15 protein-coding genes and 1 pseudogene are annotated in these 13,749 nt (G+C 39.9%); 11 read left to right on the top strand and 5 right to left on the bottom strand.

Going from position 1 to position 13,749, the window contains the following annotated elements; all coding sequences use genetic code 11:
* Positions 1 to 110 precede the first annotated feature (110 nt).
* The 4 genes from DWY63_RS16795 (at position 111) to DWY63_RS18070 (ending at position 3,728) form a co-directional block, all read left to right on the top strand.
* Complete coding sequence (locus tag DWY63_RS16795) at positions 111 to 521, top strand: family 78 glycoside hydrolase catalytic domain (protein ID WP_081633645.1); 411 nt, start codon at positions 111 to 113, stop codon at positions 519 to 521.
* A complete protein-coding gene (locus DWY63_RS16800) occupies positions 518 to 1,612 on the top strand; it encodes an alpha/beta hydrolase (RefSeq protein ID WP_055267539.1) in 1,095 nt (364 codons plus the stop codon). The genes DWY63_RS16795 and DWY63_RS16800 overlap by 4 nt, the downstream gene beginning before the upstream one ends.
* A gap of 888 nt (positions 1,613 to 2,500) precedes the next feature.
* Positions 2,501 to 3,331 (top strand): alpha/beta hydrolase, encoded by an 831-nt coding sequence (locus tag DWY63_RS16810; RefSeq protein WP_147326096.1) that lies wholly within the window; start codon positions 2,501 to 2,503, stop codon positions 3,329 to 3,331.
* Positions 3,332 to 3,413: 82 nt separating this feature from the next.
* Entirely contained in the window at positions 3,414 to 3,728 is a 315-nt protein-coding gene (locus DWY63_RS18070; protein WP_010782299.1) for a hypothetical protein, read from the top strand.
* 2 nt (positions 3,729 to 3,730) lie between these two features.
* Here the strand turns inward: DWY63_RS18070 and DWY63_RS16815 are convergent, their stop codons facing one another.
* Positions 3,731 to 4,048, bottom strand: coding sequence for a hypothetical protein (locus tag DWY63_RS16815; RefSeq protein ID WP_010782300.1), 318 nt, complete (start codon positions 4,046 to 4,048; stop codon positions 3,731 to 3,733).
* Between the two features lie 3 nt (positions 4,049 to 4,051).
* Positions 4,052 to 4,969 (bottom strand): annotated as a pseudogene (locus DWY63_RS18985) (ParM/StbA family protein).
* A gap of 220 nt (positions 4,970 to 5,189) precedes the next feature.
* Here DWY63_RS18985 and DWY63_RS16825 point away from each other — a divergent pair.
* The 5 genes from DWY63_RS16825 (at position 5,190) to DWY63_RS16845 (ending at position 9,746) form a co-directional block, all read left to right on the top strand.
* Entirely contained in the window at positions 5,190 to 5,864 is a 675-nt protein-coding gene (locus DWY63_RS16825) for a response regulator transcription factor (protein ID WP_014080778.1), read from the top strand.
* Entirely contained in the window at positions 5,852 to 7,030 is a 1,179-nt protein-coding gene (locus tag DWY63_RS16830) for a sensor histidine kinase (protein ID WP_117802664.1), read from the top strand. The genes DWY63_RS16825 and DWY63_RS16830 overlap by 13 nt, the downstream gene beginning before the upstream one ends.
* A gap of 116 nt (positions 7,031 to 7,146) precedes the next feature.
* Positions 7,147 to 8,217, top strand: a complete 1,071-nt coding sequence (locus tag DWY63_RS16835; protein WP_117509306.1) for an ABC transporter permease subunit — start codon at positions 7,147 to 7,149, stop codon at positions 8,215 to 8,217.
* Positions 8,214 to 8,870, top strand: a complete 657-nt coding sequence (locus tag DWY63_RS16840) for a transporter (RefSeq protein WP_243001911.1) — start codon at positions 8,214 to 8,216, stop codon at positions 8,868 to 8,870. Before DWY63_RS16835 ends, DWY63_RS16840 begins: the two co-directional genes overlap by 4 nt.
* A gap of 3 nt (positions 8,871 to 8,873) precedes the next feature.
* The gene (locus DWY63_RS16845; RefSeq protein ID WP_117802665.1) at positions 8,874 to 9,746 is read left to right on the top strand and encodes an ATP-binding cassette domain-containing protein; all 873 of its coding nucleotides are present in this window, start codon (positions 8,874 to 8,876) and stop codon (positions 9,744 to 9,746) included.
* Between the two features lie 37 nt (positions 9,747 to 9,783).
* Here the strand turns inward: DWY63_RS16845 and DWY63_RS16850 are convergent, their stop codons facing one another.
* A complete protein-coding gene (locus DWY63_RS16850; protein ID WP_117802666.1) occupies positions 9,784 to 12,030 on the bottom strand; it encodes a tetratricopeptide repeat protein in 2,247 nt (748 codons plus the stop codon).
* 250 nt (positions 12,031 to 12,280) lie between these two features.
* Here DWY63_RS16850 and DWY63_RS18640 point away from each other — a divergent pair, with 250 nt between their 5' ends.
* The gene (locus tag DWY63_RS18640) at positions 12,281 to 12,415 is read left to right on the top strand and encodes a hypothetical protein (RefSeq protein WP_004844681.1); all 135 of its coding nucleotides are present in this window, start codon (positions 12,281 to 12,283) and stop codon (positions 12,413 to 12,415) included.
* A 43-nt stretch (positions 12,416 to 12,458) separates the two neighbouring features.
* Here the strand turns inward: DWY63_RS18640 and DWY63_RS16855 are convergent, their stop codons facing one another.
* Together DWY63_RS16855 and DWY63_RS18575 are read right to left on the bottom strand one after the other, a co-directional pair.
* A complete protein-coding gene (locus DWY63_RS16855; protein ID WP_117802667.1) occupies positions 12,459 to 13,067 on the bottom strand; it encodes a GNAT family acetyltransferase in 609 nt (202 codons plus the stop codon).
* Positions 13,060 to 13,245: a hypothetical protein gene (locus DWY63_RS18575; protein ID WP_014080774.1), complete on the bottom strand. Its 186-nt coding sequence runs from the start codon at positions 13,243 to 13,245 to the stop codon at positions 13,060 to 13,062. The genes DWY63_RS16855 and DWY63_RS18575 overlap by 8 nt, the downstream gene beginning before the upstream one ends.
* 337 nt (positions 13,246 to 13,582) lie before the next feature.
* On the opposite strand from DWY63_RS18575, the gene DWY63_RS18990 reads away from it, so the two are divergent.
* Positions 13,583 to 13,749: recombinase family protein (locus DWY63_RS18990; protein ID WP_147343079.1), on the top strand; the 167-nt coding region annotated here is incomplete at its 3' end.

Consider the following 13,749-nt stretch of genomic DNA (forward strand, 5'->3'; position numbering starts at 1 on the left):
CAGGTTTTATGAAAAGGGAGTGGAGTGCGCAGTGTTGTTTGAAACGAGAATTGAGTATGAAGACGGCACATTTGAGACAGTTCTCTCTGACGATAAGTTGAAAGTTGCCGATGGTACAGTATGGTGAACCTGTGCGGCCGGTGAAAGAAGTGGAGGCGGTCGGTATGGAGGTAAGCCCAAAGGGAGAGACCATTATCGATTTCGGTCAGAATCTGGCAGGTGTACTGCGGGTAAAGGTGGATTTGCCCGCAGGAACAAAGTTGATACTAGATCACTTTGAGACCAAGGATTCTCAGGGGAATTATTTTAATAATATAGCTGGTGCTGACATGACAGGTCATACACAGACGGATGTATATATATCTAACGGGAAACCCGCAGAGTACAGACCGCATTTTACATATCATGGTTTCCGCTATGTGAGAGTGATATGTGATGCTCCGGTAAAGCCGGAAGATTTTACGGCAGTGGCGCACGCAGGACAATTTTGGGCAAGAGATAAGGAGGAAAAGAACATATGAAAATTCTGGCAATGATAATGCTCGTGCTGCTCATTTTAGCAGTCGGCTTTGTGGGGTATGTTTATAAGAAAAATGCGATGTTTCTGCCGGCACTGTTTGGCATCGGCGGTTTTCCGAATATAAAAAAGAAAGATTATTATCAGGCAGACGGAACATTCCGGAAAGCGGAAAAAGATGATAAAATGGCATTTTTTATGCAGCATCCGGTGTTTGGCGGCTATAAGCATATGTTTTTTAATGTTGAGGATAACGTGTTAAAAGCGATTGCCCCGGCAAAATATGCAGATTTTCTAAAAGCGCAGGGCAGAAGTGATCAGATGGAAAATGCACTGGAGGCTTTTAATTACCTGACCCGGCTTGTGGAAAGTGGAGAGGCGCAGTTGATTTCCGATATTAACTCGAAAGAAATGATAGAACAGAATCCATATCAGTCTCATTTGACCGGAATGTTTTACAAAGGAAAGCAAGGAAAACCGTTGGCGGTGGTCGTTCCCGGAGGTGGATTTATCAGTAATGTGACGGACTGCGAGGGATATCCCGTGGCAATGAAATTACACAAGTTGGGGTACTCCGTATTGGTAATCAGTTACCCGATTGGCAAACAGCTGGGAGAAACGGAACATGAAAAACAGGGGCAGGCAGCGGTCAGGGAGCTGGTGCAGGTAATCCGTTATCTGAAGGAGCATGAGCAGGAACTGTCTGTGGATATGGATGACTATGCGATATTCGGTTTCTCGGCAGGCGGCATGATGACTACGGCATATTCCTTCGCAAATTACGAGGACTGCTGTCACAAAGTAAAACTGCCGAGACCGAAAGTGATTTTCCCGATGTATGGTCTGGACTGGAATGTGAAAGCGCTTGAGCAGGATAAGGGACTGGCGGTATTTTCCATCGCAGGGCGCGAGGATGAATACGGATTCGGAAATGTAGAGAAGAGACTTCCGCAATTGAAATCCGTGTTGGGTGAGGACAATGTGTCTGTACGGATTTACGATAATCTCGGACATGGATTTGGTATTGGTTCCAATACCATAGTACCTCATTGGTTTGAAGAGGCAGTGGAATTCTGGGAGGCACATCGGAAATAATTTTTTCAAGAACAGGAAGAGTGAATTTTGAGAGGTCAAGTGTTTTATAAAATTATAAAACATCTGACCTTTTTTAAAGATGTTGGGGTCAAAAGCCCCCAACTATGATGCCTACGGATTGTTCCGTGCTTTGCACTCCCACAATCCTCCCAATTATTCGCAGAGTAGTCTCGGAAACTCAATAAATAATTGATATAATTCAGAGAGTATTCCAGCAAATCAGTAATACAGTGGTTTGCGAGCGGAGGAGATGATGTTTAGAAGAGCTGCAGTAAAAAAAGACATGGTAAGCAGCCATCTTGAATGAGAGCTGAAACAAACGCTATTGGGGAAAGAGTCCGCTTATATGTTGGATAGTTATCCATGGCAGAATCAAGGCACATATTTGATATGTGCAGGTCGGGCATGTGTTTTTCAAATTCATGGAAAGCTACCAGAAAACTGACAGAATCATGTCTTTTGGCACTGGTAAACCGCAAAAGGAGTGGAATATCAACGTGTAGTGAATGGCGCACAATTCACGAGAAATGACAATAGTTTTTTGGAAATTTGCTGAAAAAATTTAAAATCCCTCTCTGAAAATGGGAGGAAACGAAAAAAGTAACAAGTACAAAAAGAGCGGAGATTCGGGTTTTATGGAGTTTCCGAGACCGTTCTGAAATAGATAAGGAGGAAAAAAACATGGGTAAGTACAAAGGGCTGTTCTGGCCGGCAATCTTAGGCGTCAAGCATATGCCGAAGGTAAAGGAATCGGAGTTTTACAATGTCGCGGGAGGGTTCCGCAGGGCTACGATCAATGACAAGATTGCGTTCTTCCTGCAGCATCCCGTATGGGAGGGCAGGCCGGAGCTTTTTATGAAGACCGGGTCGCCAAAGGAAATATATGCCATGTCAGGCATGAGCGTCCATGGTTTGTGCAATCTTATCGGGCAGCCCGCACAGGCGCAGAGCATCGTGGATGGTTTCAACTATGTCGTGGAGCAGAAAGGGCTGAAAAAGGTGCATTTCATCAGCGGGCTTTATGCGGAGGATGAGGTAAGGCGTGATCCCGACAAGGGAAAGGTACAGGGGATCCTGTTCCAGGGGGAGCCAGGGAAGCCCGTGGCTGTGCTGATTGCGGGCGGCGGGTTTGACGGCGTAGCCTCTTATTTGGAGAGCATCCCGGCAGCCATGGAGCTGCACAGGAGGGGATACAGTGCGTTTGTGCTGGTCTACCGTGTGAATGTGGAGCTGCATGAAACCGAACCGCAGGCCAAGGGCGGGGAGGCATCCAAGGATGTGCTGCCGGCGGTAAGGTATCTGATAGGGCATCAGGCAGAGTACGGCTATACGATGGACGGCTTTGGTATGTTCGGGTTCTCCGCTGGAGGCCTGATGACGACAGCCTACGCATTTTCTGATTATAAGGACTGCTGCCATAAACATAATCTGCCAAGGCCCGCCGCCATCTTCCCCATCTATGGCCTGCACTGGGAGCTTAAGGTTCACGAGGAGGACAAGGGGCTTGCTATATTTTCCAGGGTCGGGCGGGATGACCCTACCGGTTTTGCGGCCGTGGAGAAGATCATCCCGGACATCAGGAAAGCGCTGGGGCAGGAAAATGTCGATATCGTCATGTATGATAAGCTGGGTCATGGCTTTGGCCTGGGGATAGATACTGCGGCAGAGGGCTGGCTGCGGGATGCAGTCGCATTCTGGGAGGAGCATCGGAAATGTTGATTTGCTCTTCACGGATTTCAACTGTTGTTTGTGCCGCGGTGCGGCATGTCCGAAAGCGTGGGAGAACAGGAGAAATGACAGTATGGGACAGGTAAAAAACAATGATTCTTTTTTGGGCAAGGCTGAAAAATTAAAGCCTGTGCTGAAGCACAGGATGCTCCGGCCGGTGGGCGTTGTGTCCTTTGAGCGGAAAAAGGCGGACAGCGGGGCGGATTTCTGGAATACGGTGGGAATTGAGCGGTTGGGGATCCTCTCCGTTATGTTATCGGACGAGCCTCTCGCATATCGTGGGATTGTCATCCCACTTTTAGGCTCATATTGGGGCGGGTCCCAAGGCCTTTCATCCACTTATGAGCAAGCTCATGTGGATTTAGACCTTTTGACCTTGGCATCATGACATTACCTGATTTGGGGCTCCCTTTGCGCCATGCCTGCAGTCAGTCCGGAAAGAAAAAGTGGCAATGCCTGTTTCAGACTGTTTTCCACTGCATCTACAATCTGTTTCACAAAAAGTTCTTCCCGTTCTCTTGTTTCCAGATAAGGATCAGCCCGTGTGCGGTAGTAGCGGTCGAAATAATCTACCAGTGCAAGAGAGATTACCTGACTGTAAGATTTAAAATCCTGCCTGTCCATTGTCTGTAAATATTCCCAGGCTCTCCGCTGCTGTTCTTTGTCCAGATTAAAACGCAGGTTTGTGTTGCGGATATTGTTCTGCATGGTTTATCCCCTCCTTTTCAGGCTCATATAAGCAAGAGATTCGTAACCTTTAGCGGTGGCGCAGATGTCATCAATGATGGTGACTCGTGATTTGTCATACGTTCCGAAGTTACGGAACAGGCATCCACCGCCGCCAACCACATACAGGCGCATCAGGTCAGGATTGTATTCATATTTGCGGAGCGTGGAAAAAAGTTCTGCCACATACTGTCTGGCAATAGAACTGATACAATCCAGATATGGTGCTGAAATGTCAGCTGTTCCAAACCGCAGAATCTGTTCTACTGTGGATTCTTCAATTTTCACTCCGAATTTGTCCAGAACAGCGTTCTTTGCAGCAATCATGCATTGGTTTACACCAAGTTTTTCTGTCCAGCATCGGCTCTCCTGCGCTTTCTTATTGTTGATATACAGAATGTTCATGGTTCCGTTTCCGATATCTGCAAGGAGATTGGTTCCCTTGAAATCTCCAAGTTGGTTTACGATAGCCGGATACCCCTGTGGGTAAAGGCTGCATCCCACAAAGTGGAGATGATACTCTTTGCTGTTAAAAAGGTAACGGACTTCTGGATTCTGGAGCAGATAGGAACGAAAAGCTTCTCTTTGAGTTCAGATCCATGTCAGAGGGAGTCCGGCAGCCAGATGAACATCTGCTTCACGGATGGAAAAGACATTCAGTTCCCTTGCAATAGCCATTAGCGTCAGAAGATAATATTCTTCGTCCATAGCTTTATCCGGGATAAATTCTTTGTGTCCTTCGCCAATCCGGTAGTAAATGCCGTTATATTCCAGAATATTCCCGGTGAAGATTGGTTCGGTTTCATAGGCTTTGATGCCGGTTGGTGTGACGATGTTTGCTGTTTTCATATTGCCGTAGCCATGATCTACAGCAATGATTTTTGTGTTTCTGAGTTCTCGCATAAAAAATACCTCCGTTTTCGTATTGATTGATTCAGCAGGTCGTACCGGTGTGGTACTGCTCTGCTGTGAGATAAGCATACGAAGATCGGAGGAAAAAGGCATTGAGGGGAAATTGAGCAGGAATTGAGAAAAAAGATATATTGTGCTTACGTTCTTCATGTACTCTTGTTGTGATTTCATTGTTTTTTATCGTATAATATGGATACTGGAGGTGGTTTGGATGAAATACAAGATTTTAGTTGTCGATGATGATAAAGAATTGGTGAAAATGCTTTGTAGTTATTTTAATATGAAACAATATGAAACCATTACGGCTACAGATGGAATGGAAGCATTAAATAAAATAAAAATGAAACCGGATATTATTTTGTTGGATATCAATATGCCACGCATGGATGGGATTGAAGTATGTCGTCTGATACGCAGTAAAGTGTTATGTCCAATTTTATTTCTAACAGCAAGAGTTGACGAAGATGATAAAATTAATGGGTTGCTTTCAGGTGGGGATGATTATATTACGAAACCATTTAGTCTTCGGGAGTTGGAAGCGAGGATTGTTACAAACATAAAGAGAGAAGAAAGGCATCAACAAAAAACGGAATACCGTTTCATGGATGAAATGCTGATTGATTATTCTGAAAAAATAGTAGCTATAGCTGGACACAGGATGGAGTTCACAAAAATTGAATATCAGATTATTGAATTCTTATCCATGCATCCAGGGCAGGTGTTTGATAAAGAACGTATATATGCACAAGTCTGTGGATATGATGCGGAAGGGGACAGTAGAACGATAACGGAATTAGTACGGCGTATAAGGAAAAAAATAGCGGATTATTCAGAAAAAGAATACATAGAAACTGTATGGGGGATTGGATACCGATGGAAAAAATAAGAAACTTGTCACTGAAAAAAACAATTCTGCTTTATTTTGTGATCAGCTTAACGGCAGCATTTCTGTTATCTGGATTTACAGTTCATTTTGCAAGAAATATGCAGAATAAAATATGGGAAAAATATATTGATTATGCAGATTATACGGACGTGTTTCAGCAATATAGAAAGAAATACGAGATTGAGATATCAAGACCTAATCAATCACAGATGAATCGTTTGGACCATCATCTTTCGGAAATGTGTGACTTTATGGAAACATATTCGGTACTGATTTTTTCGATTGTTGGGAGTGTTGTTGCGGTATTCTTTTTTTATAAAAATAAGTTAAAGACACCTCTACAGGAACTAAAAGATGCCTCACAAATGATTGCAGATAATGAACTGGATTTTCATGTGTCCTATGAAAATAAAGATGAGATGGGAACTTTGTGTAAAGAATTTGAAATGATGCGAAGTGATTTATCAGATAACAACAGAAAGATGTGGCGAATGATTGATGACGAGAAGGCTTTGCGGAATGCAATTGCACATGATATACGTTCTCCACTTTCCATATTGCGTGGGTATCAGGAAATGCTCTTAGAGTTTGTTTCTGCTGAGAGTATAAAAACAGAGGATGTTATTGATATCTTACAAACAGGCATGTATCAGATTGACCGTATAGAGCATTTCACGGAAAACATGAGAAAAATGTCCCATTTAGAACAGAGGGAACTGCAATGCTCAGAGATAGAATTATCGGAACTGGCAAAAAAGATTGAGGCAGAAGCTGCCATGCTGTCCAAGAAGGAAAGTAAATTATGTAAGGTAGAAAGAGTGCAGGAACAAAACATTGTGAAAGTGGATGAGGAACTTGTCATGGAAGTGACAGACAACTTACTGGAAAATGCGGTTCGATATGCACAAAAAAGTATTGCTTTGCAGATAAAGAAAAAGGATGGTTTTCTTATAATTTCTGTTGAAGATGATGGAATAGGATTTGTGGATACTGAGGAAAAAGTAACAGAACCATTTTATCATAAGAATCCACAAGATGATTTAAAGCATTTTGGCCTTGGTATGTATATTTCTCGTATTTTCTGTGAAAAGCATGGAGGAAATTTGAAAATATATAATGCCAGACAAGGCGGTGCTCATGTAGAAGCTCTTTTCAAAGCTGAATAAAAATACTTTATAAGGCTGAAATCACAAATAAAGTGGTTTTAGTCTTTTTTGTTGTGAATTTATTGAGAATTGATTTGTATGATGTTGTTAAAGAAATAAAGAAAGGAAGAGATACAATGAAAACAATCATAAAAAGAAGTATACTTGATTATTTAAAGAACCCTGTTTTGTGGATTGGCTTGATTATTATAGTTGCCAGTATGTATCAATGTCTGTCACCGTATTTGCAAATTCATTATATCAAACAGAATGAACAGGTCACACAAAATGATGTAGAATTGGAAGATGCCGATGTCATGGATGGGTACATTCCCACATCTGATGATAAAGAAAGAAGAAGGGAGTGGGAAGATACGATCAAAGAGACGTTAATGGACACCTCCCAAAATGGTTTTGGATTTAGCAGGCAGGAAGCGGATCATGTAATGAAAGAAATTCAGAATATGGATGTAAAGACTGCTTCTGAGTTTTTGGAATCCCAATATGGCTATTATAATGCAATATATGCTTATGAGGACCTTGAAATTCATAAGGGGACAGCAGAAGAAATCAATCATTATATCGAGCGGAAATTATCCGAACATTCTTTTTCCTGGTACTTTGCCAAAAAGTTCACGGATTTTGCAGGATTGCATATGGCCTTTTTTGCAACAGTCTTGCTATCATTTTTATTTATTCAGGATACACGAAAAAGTACCTATGAATTATTACATACAAAGCCTGTTACGGCAATCCAATATATATGTGGGAAAGTAATAAGCGGATTCATTAGTATGCTGGGAGTATTAGTGATTTTGAATGTTATATTCTTTATGCTGTGTTTGAAAACGTCTTTAGAATCGGGATTTCCGGTAACACCAATTGATTTTTGCGTGAATTCTCTGATCTATATTGTGCCGAATCTTTTGATGATATGTTGTGTCTATACAATTACAGCATTAATATTTAAAAATCCGCTTCCGGCAGCACCAGTTTTGTTTTTACACATTATATATTCAAATATGCTGACCGAGAAGAATGATATTTATTATATGAGACCGTTCTCTATTATGGTGCGATTTCCTGGCAGGTTTTTTGAAACACATGCAGCCAAAATGTCAAATATAAATCAGATTATGCTTGTGATCGCATCTGTTATATTAGTATGTATTTCTGTTACAATCTGGAAAAGGAGGAGGGTTCATTGAAAACGGAACTCAAAAACTGCCTGTCGTTATATAAGATTTTTTATTCATATGCCTTTATACTGATATTGTGTGTTATTCATCCGATTATATACTATGAAGAAATCGGTTCAGCAATTCAGTCTCCAATAGCATTTTTAACAATTATTTTTTGTAGTGACACATATTTGATGGAAGTAAAAAGTAAGCGTGCCGATGTATTTCATTTGTATGATCAAAAAAAGCAGTTAAAAGTAATATCACAGAGAGTGTGCGTTCAAATATTATATTTATTAATACTTTCCTGTGTTGGATATGTTTTATTTTTCTGGCAAAAACCGGGCAGTGTAAACGAAGGCATTTCAGGTATTCAGATATTTCTTTTATATTTCATTGCAATGTTTGGAACTATCTGGCTTTGGAGTATATGCTCTGTGATTTTGTGTACATTGCTTGGAAATATGTGGGCAGGTATAGGATGTTTATTTGGAATTGTCATTGGACTTATATCAAAAGCGGGAAGTTCATTTTTCGGAAATCTGGGATTGTTTTCTTTCAGCTTTTGTGAACCTACTCAATTAATGTCCGAGAGTTGGATTTATGGAACGCTTGTGTCTTTTATAACGGGGCTGTTTTTATTTGCAGTATTACCAATGGCTTTAAAGAAAAGAGGATAGATTATGAGTATTAGAATAAATGATTTAACAGTTAGATTTAAAAATGGTGTAGTTGCAGTAAATAAGGCATCTCTTGAAATACCCAAGGGAATTTACGGACTTTTGGGAGAGAATGGTGCGGGAAAAACCACGCTGATGAGGGTTCTTACAACCGTTTTAAAACAAACGGAAGGAGTGGTTTCGATTGATGGAATTCTGTATAACGAGGGAAATTATGAAAAAATACAGAAAAAGATTGGTTATCTTCCACAGGAAATCGACTTATATCCGAATCTTACGGTGAAAGAATGCCTTGTATATATGGGGGGACTGTCAGGAGTATCCAGAAATGACCTCGAACAAAGAATTACCTATTATCTGGAAAAGACTTCTCTTACAGAGCATCAGAATAAAAAAATGCGGCAATTATCTGGTGGTATGAAGAGACGTGTCGGACTCATACAGGCACTTCTTAATAATCCGGATTTTTTGATTATTGATGAACCTACCACCGGGTTAGATCCGGAAGAAAGGATTAGGATCCGCAATCTTCTGGTTGATTTTTCAAAGGATAGAACTGTGCTGTTTTCCACTCATGTAGTAGAAGATTTAGCAGCAACCTGTACACAGCTTGCCATTATGAAAAAAGGAAGTTTTTTATATTCCGGAAGCGTGAGTGGATTGCTGGAAAATGCAAAGGGCTGTGTTTGGAATTGTACGGTACAAAATGCAGAAGAAGCCCGTTTGTTAGAAGCCAATTATTCTATATCATCTAAGCAGTATGTAGAAAATGGAATTCATATGAAAGTATTAAGCAAAGGAAAGCCAAATGAGAATTGTGTCCTGAATAATGATATCACTTTGGAAGATGCATATATTTATTTGACGAATAGTTGAATATAACGGCGGGCAAGTTGCCCGCCGTAAAGTATGCTTATTTTGTTAAAAGACCGGATAGATTTTTTCCAATGCAAAATCCAATCTGTGGATATAACTCCTGAATTTCCTGATATTTTGCTTCAATCATTTCTGGTTCATCAGCCCAGATCTTTTCATATATTTTGAAAGCTCTTTTAAAATGTGTTTTGGCTTGCGGAAGATTGGCAGTCATCAGATAAATGGTTCCAAGGGTTTCCTGCACTTTGGCATAATCCAGACAATCATCGGAATGGTATTCCTTGATGATGCCGGATAATTTTTGCAATTCAGAGATGCCTCTTTCGGGTTCCTGCTGTTCTGTCAGGAACATTGCATAATTGGCAATCTGAGGTATGCTGTCATTTATATGAAGCAGGTTAAATTGGTCAAGCAGTGAGATACTTTTTTCCATGTGTTCTCTTGCAAGATCGGGATAAGCGTTCATGCGGTAAAGTCCACCGAGATTGGCATGAAGGTTGGAAACAAGGCGAGCATTGTCGGCAGTGATATTTTCTATCTGGGCAAGTGCATCTTCTTCCAGTTTTATTGCTTTTTCAGGTTTGGTTTCAAGGGTTGCCTGAAAATCCAGTAATAACGCCCGGTCAGAATCGGTGCCAATGTCTTTAGGCTTCAAAAAATTTTTTAATTCCTGAATGATTTCTTTCATACCTTTCTGGTAATTATAATTATCCATATATGGAAAAACATTTTCCAGAAAAAGTAGATATTTTGGTATATCATCTTTTTCAATCAATTCTATGATGTTTCCTGCTGTCTGAAACAGCTTCTTGTAATAATCGACTTCAATTCCATGCATTAAACATATTTTCTGTAAAGAATCCAGTAATATGTGACAGCTACTTACAGATGGTTTTGTCTCTGAAAGGGCAATTTCCTTAATCATAGGATGCAGGGAGATTGTGTGACGTGTAGTTGTCTGCACAAAACCAGTTTCAATCAAGTCGTTAATTTCATTTAAGGTAGGCAGTTCCAGCCATTTGGCGAATATGCGGGCAGAAATACCAGTGTAAGGAAGAAAACACAAATTGCACATGATATCCTGCTGTTTTCGGGATAAAGCATATAGTGAAAATAGAGTATGGATATGACTATAATAAGTGGCTTTACTGCTTTGACCATCCTTGATTATCTTAATTTTATCTTCATTATCGAGAGATGCTCTTTCTTCCTGAAGTTTTGCTAATAACTGACCTGGAGTTGAAATTCCATTTTCCAAAAGTTTTGCAGCCAGTTCTACAGCAAAAGTATGATAGTGTACGGTCTCTATGATTTTTTCGACGGTCGAACGATACTTGTCTGCTTCTGAATAAAATGCAGATGTCAGTTGGAAAAGAATGTTTATATCCTTTATTTCTTTTAATTGAAAAGTACAGTATTCATTCAGATTACTTCTGGTCGTAAATAAAATCTGACAGCGGTATTTTAATACTACTGACAGAAAACTGTCCTGTGTAGCTGTGACATTAAAATTATCTATGATAAGCAGAGTATCGGATTTCAGGGAACGCAGAAAACGGTTATGTCTTTGAAACCGTTCCTGTTCGCTGATTTCTGGTGGATCATCAATAAAATCCATGTCAGTAATGTCCTGATGAAGATCACCTGTATATTCTACATATAGAATGTTAGTGTAATGCTTTTTGTAATGTTTTGCGTAGGCTTTTGCAAGTTCGCTTTTACCAATACCGGCAATTCCGCAAAGCAAAACATGCCGGTTTTCCTCAAGCATGGTATATAATTCTTCCAGTTCTTTATCTCTTCCGATAAAATGACGGCATGGTTTCGGAACCTCACTGTCCATAATATAATCCAGCACAATGGGTGACAGGGCACCTCCGGCAATTAATTTTTGATTTTTAGTATCACGTTTGATAAATTGTCGCTCCATGCCAAAAGAAATCAGCTTTGCAAGAAAAAGCAGACGTGAGCTGGCTGGTTTATATAAGGGAGTCAGATTTTTCTTTTTCGCATCTGAGATGCTGTCATCATGAATGAATAAAGTGTAAATATCTTGTATAGCCATATTACAGTCAGACATCAGTGGAAGAAGATTCTGGTGGATGGTATGGGCTAATTTTTCCTGATTGGATGGCTTGGAATAGTAAGCGGATATTTTAGGACTGATTTTAGCCTGACCAGTCATCCAGCGGCAAACCAGACCGTTATCCATTGAAAAATCCTGATTTGCCGGATCATCCATAAAATCTTCAAATAATTCATATAAAAAATCAGGCTGACTCATTTGATTACTTTCGCTGATATGATTTTTTAAGCAAGTGCTAATAGAAGAAAAATCGCATCGATTCAATAGAAATTCCCCTTTCGTAGTTAAGATTGAGTACATCTATCATAACGCGAACGTACATTCGATTCAAGGAAACGCGGATATTTTAAAATTGATTGTGTCAATTTACAATCAATTTCTATTCAATGTGGTTTTCCGGCAGGTTCTGTAAAATAAGCTCAGATCAAAACAATGACAGGAGGAGCTTATGCAACAGAATATTGAATTTGAGCGGTGCATTGATTTTCTGGTACGGATGATTGATAAGTATGGCGAAGAAGTCCTCCGGGAGTTGGAGGAAGAAAAACAGAATAAAGAAGAAAAAGAAGCGGCAGTTTCCTGAAATACAAAATGTAAATCAGACTGTCGCTTTTTTGCGCTCTAAATTAAATAAATTTTAAAAGCTGATGCAGAGTGTGTGGCTCATTATTCTGGGAAGCAGTAATACGAGTATCAAATGGTTTGAAATGATTCTGTGTATAAAAGTTCAGAAGAAATTCATTATCTTCGCATTCAAGAAACTCCATAACGCCACCTACGGAATATTTGAGACTGGATATGGTTTCCAGTGCAAATCCCAGTAGAATATTTCCAGGAATTCGTTTTTCCTTTGGAAGAGAATAGTTCTTTCCCAACTGGGCGATCAGGTAAGCTGCGGTAGTATAGGATTGTGTTTCTTCATCCAAAATACTGACACGGGACAGCTTTTTTGCCATTGTCTTGCTGATATTTGAAGCACGGACAGAGATTGGTTTTACTGTAAGTGAAAAATAACCAACCAGTGAAGCATCTTCAGCATCAAATACCAGATAAGTGATAGATTGATCTTTTTTGGTAAACTCAATCGCATTATGTAATAAAAAGTATTCCACATCGGGATTTTTGGGACAAGAAAAATCGGAGAGTAAGTCGTAAAGACTTTCCTCTCCGATATATGTCGGTTCGTCTTTATACAAATATGCCCGAATATTAACGGTAAAATATTTATCAGACATGTTTTTTCTTCCTTTTTGACATTAAAGCTAAGATTTCCTGTGGGTTCGTTAACTGACGTCCGGGAAGTGTCTGCTTTGGTGTGCGGTCACGGTCGGCTTCGTCAATTGCTGCGACAAAACGCTTTACGCTATTTGGATTGGATACGACAAAATTATGAGTAATACTTGAAGTAGCCATACTAACACCTCCTCTTTTTTGGCTTTTTTGTGTATTTATAGTATATGCAATGTGTGATAAAAACACAATATCGAAAACAAAAATAATTTCTAAATAATTTTCAAGCCGGACATTTATTAGACGCTTCCGGTAAGCGAACAATATTTTCGAGCCAATCATTTATAAGTCGCCAATGGTGGGCGGGCAATATTTTGATAACAGAAATGCTCTGTATCTAACTTAATTATACGATTGGCGAAGAAATGCGTCAATACGGAGAATAAGTATTGAAAATAGTTGGAACAAGTACTAAAATAAGGTTGGGACAATAAAACAGAGTTATACTGCGAGGAAGATTATGAAGAATAAAAAGATTAAATGCGATATATATACCAGAGTATCCACAACCATGCAGGTAGATGGCTACAGTCTGGATGCTCAGAAAGAAAAACTCAAGAGATATGCGGAATTTCAGAACATGGAAATCGTAAATGAGTATTCCGATGAAGGTAAGTCTGGAAAGAG

Source organism: Blautia sp. AF26-2, assembly GCF_003460955.1.
GTDB lineage: Bacteria > Bacillota > Clostridia > Lachnospirales > Lachnospiraceae > Fusicatenibacter > Fusicatenibacter saccharivorans.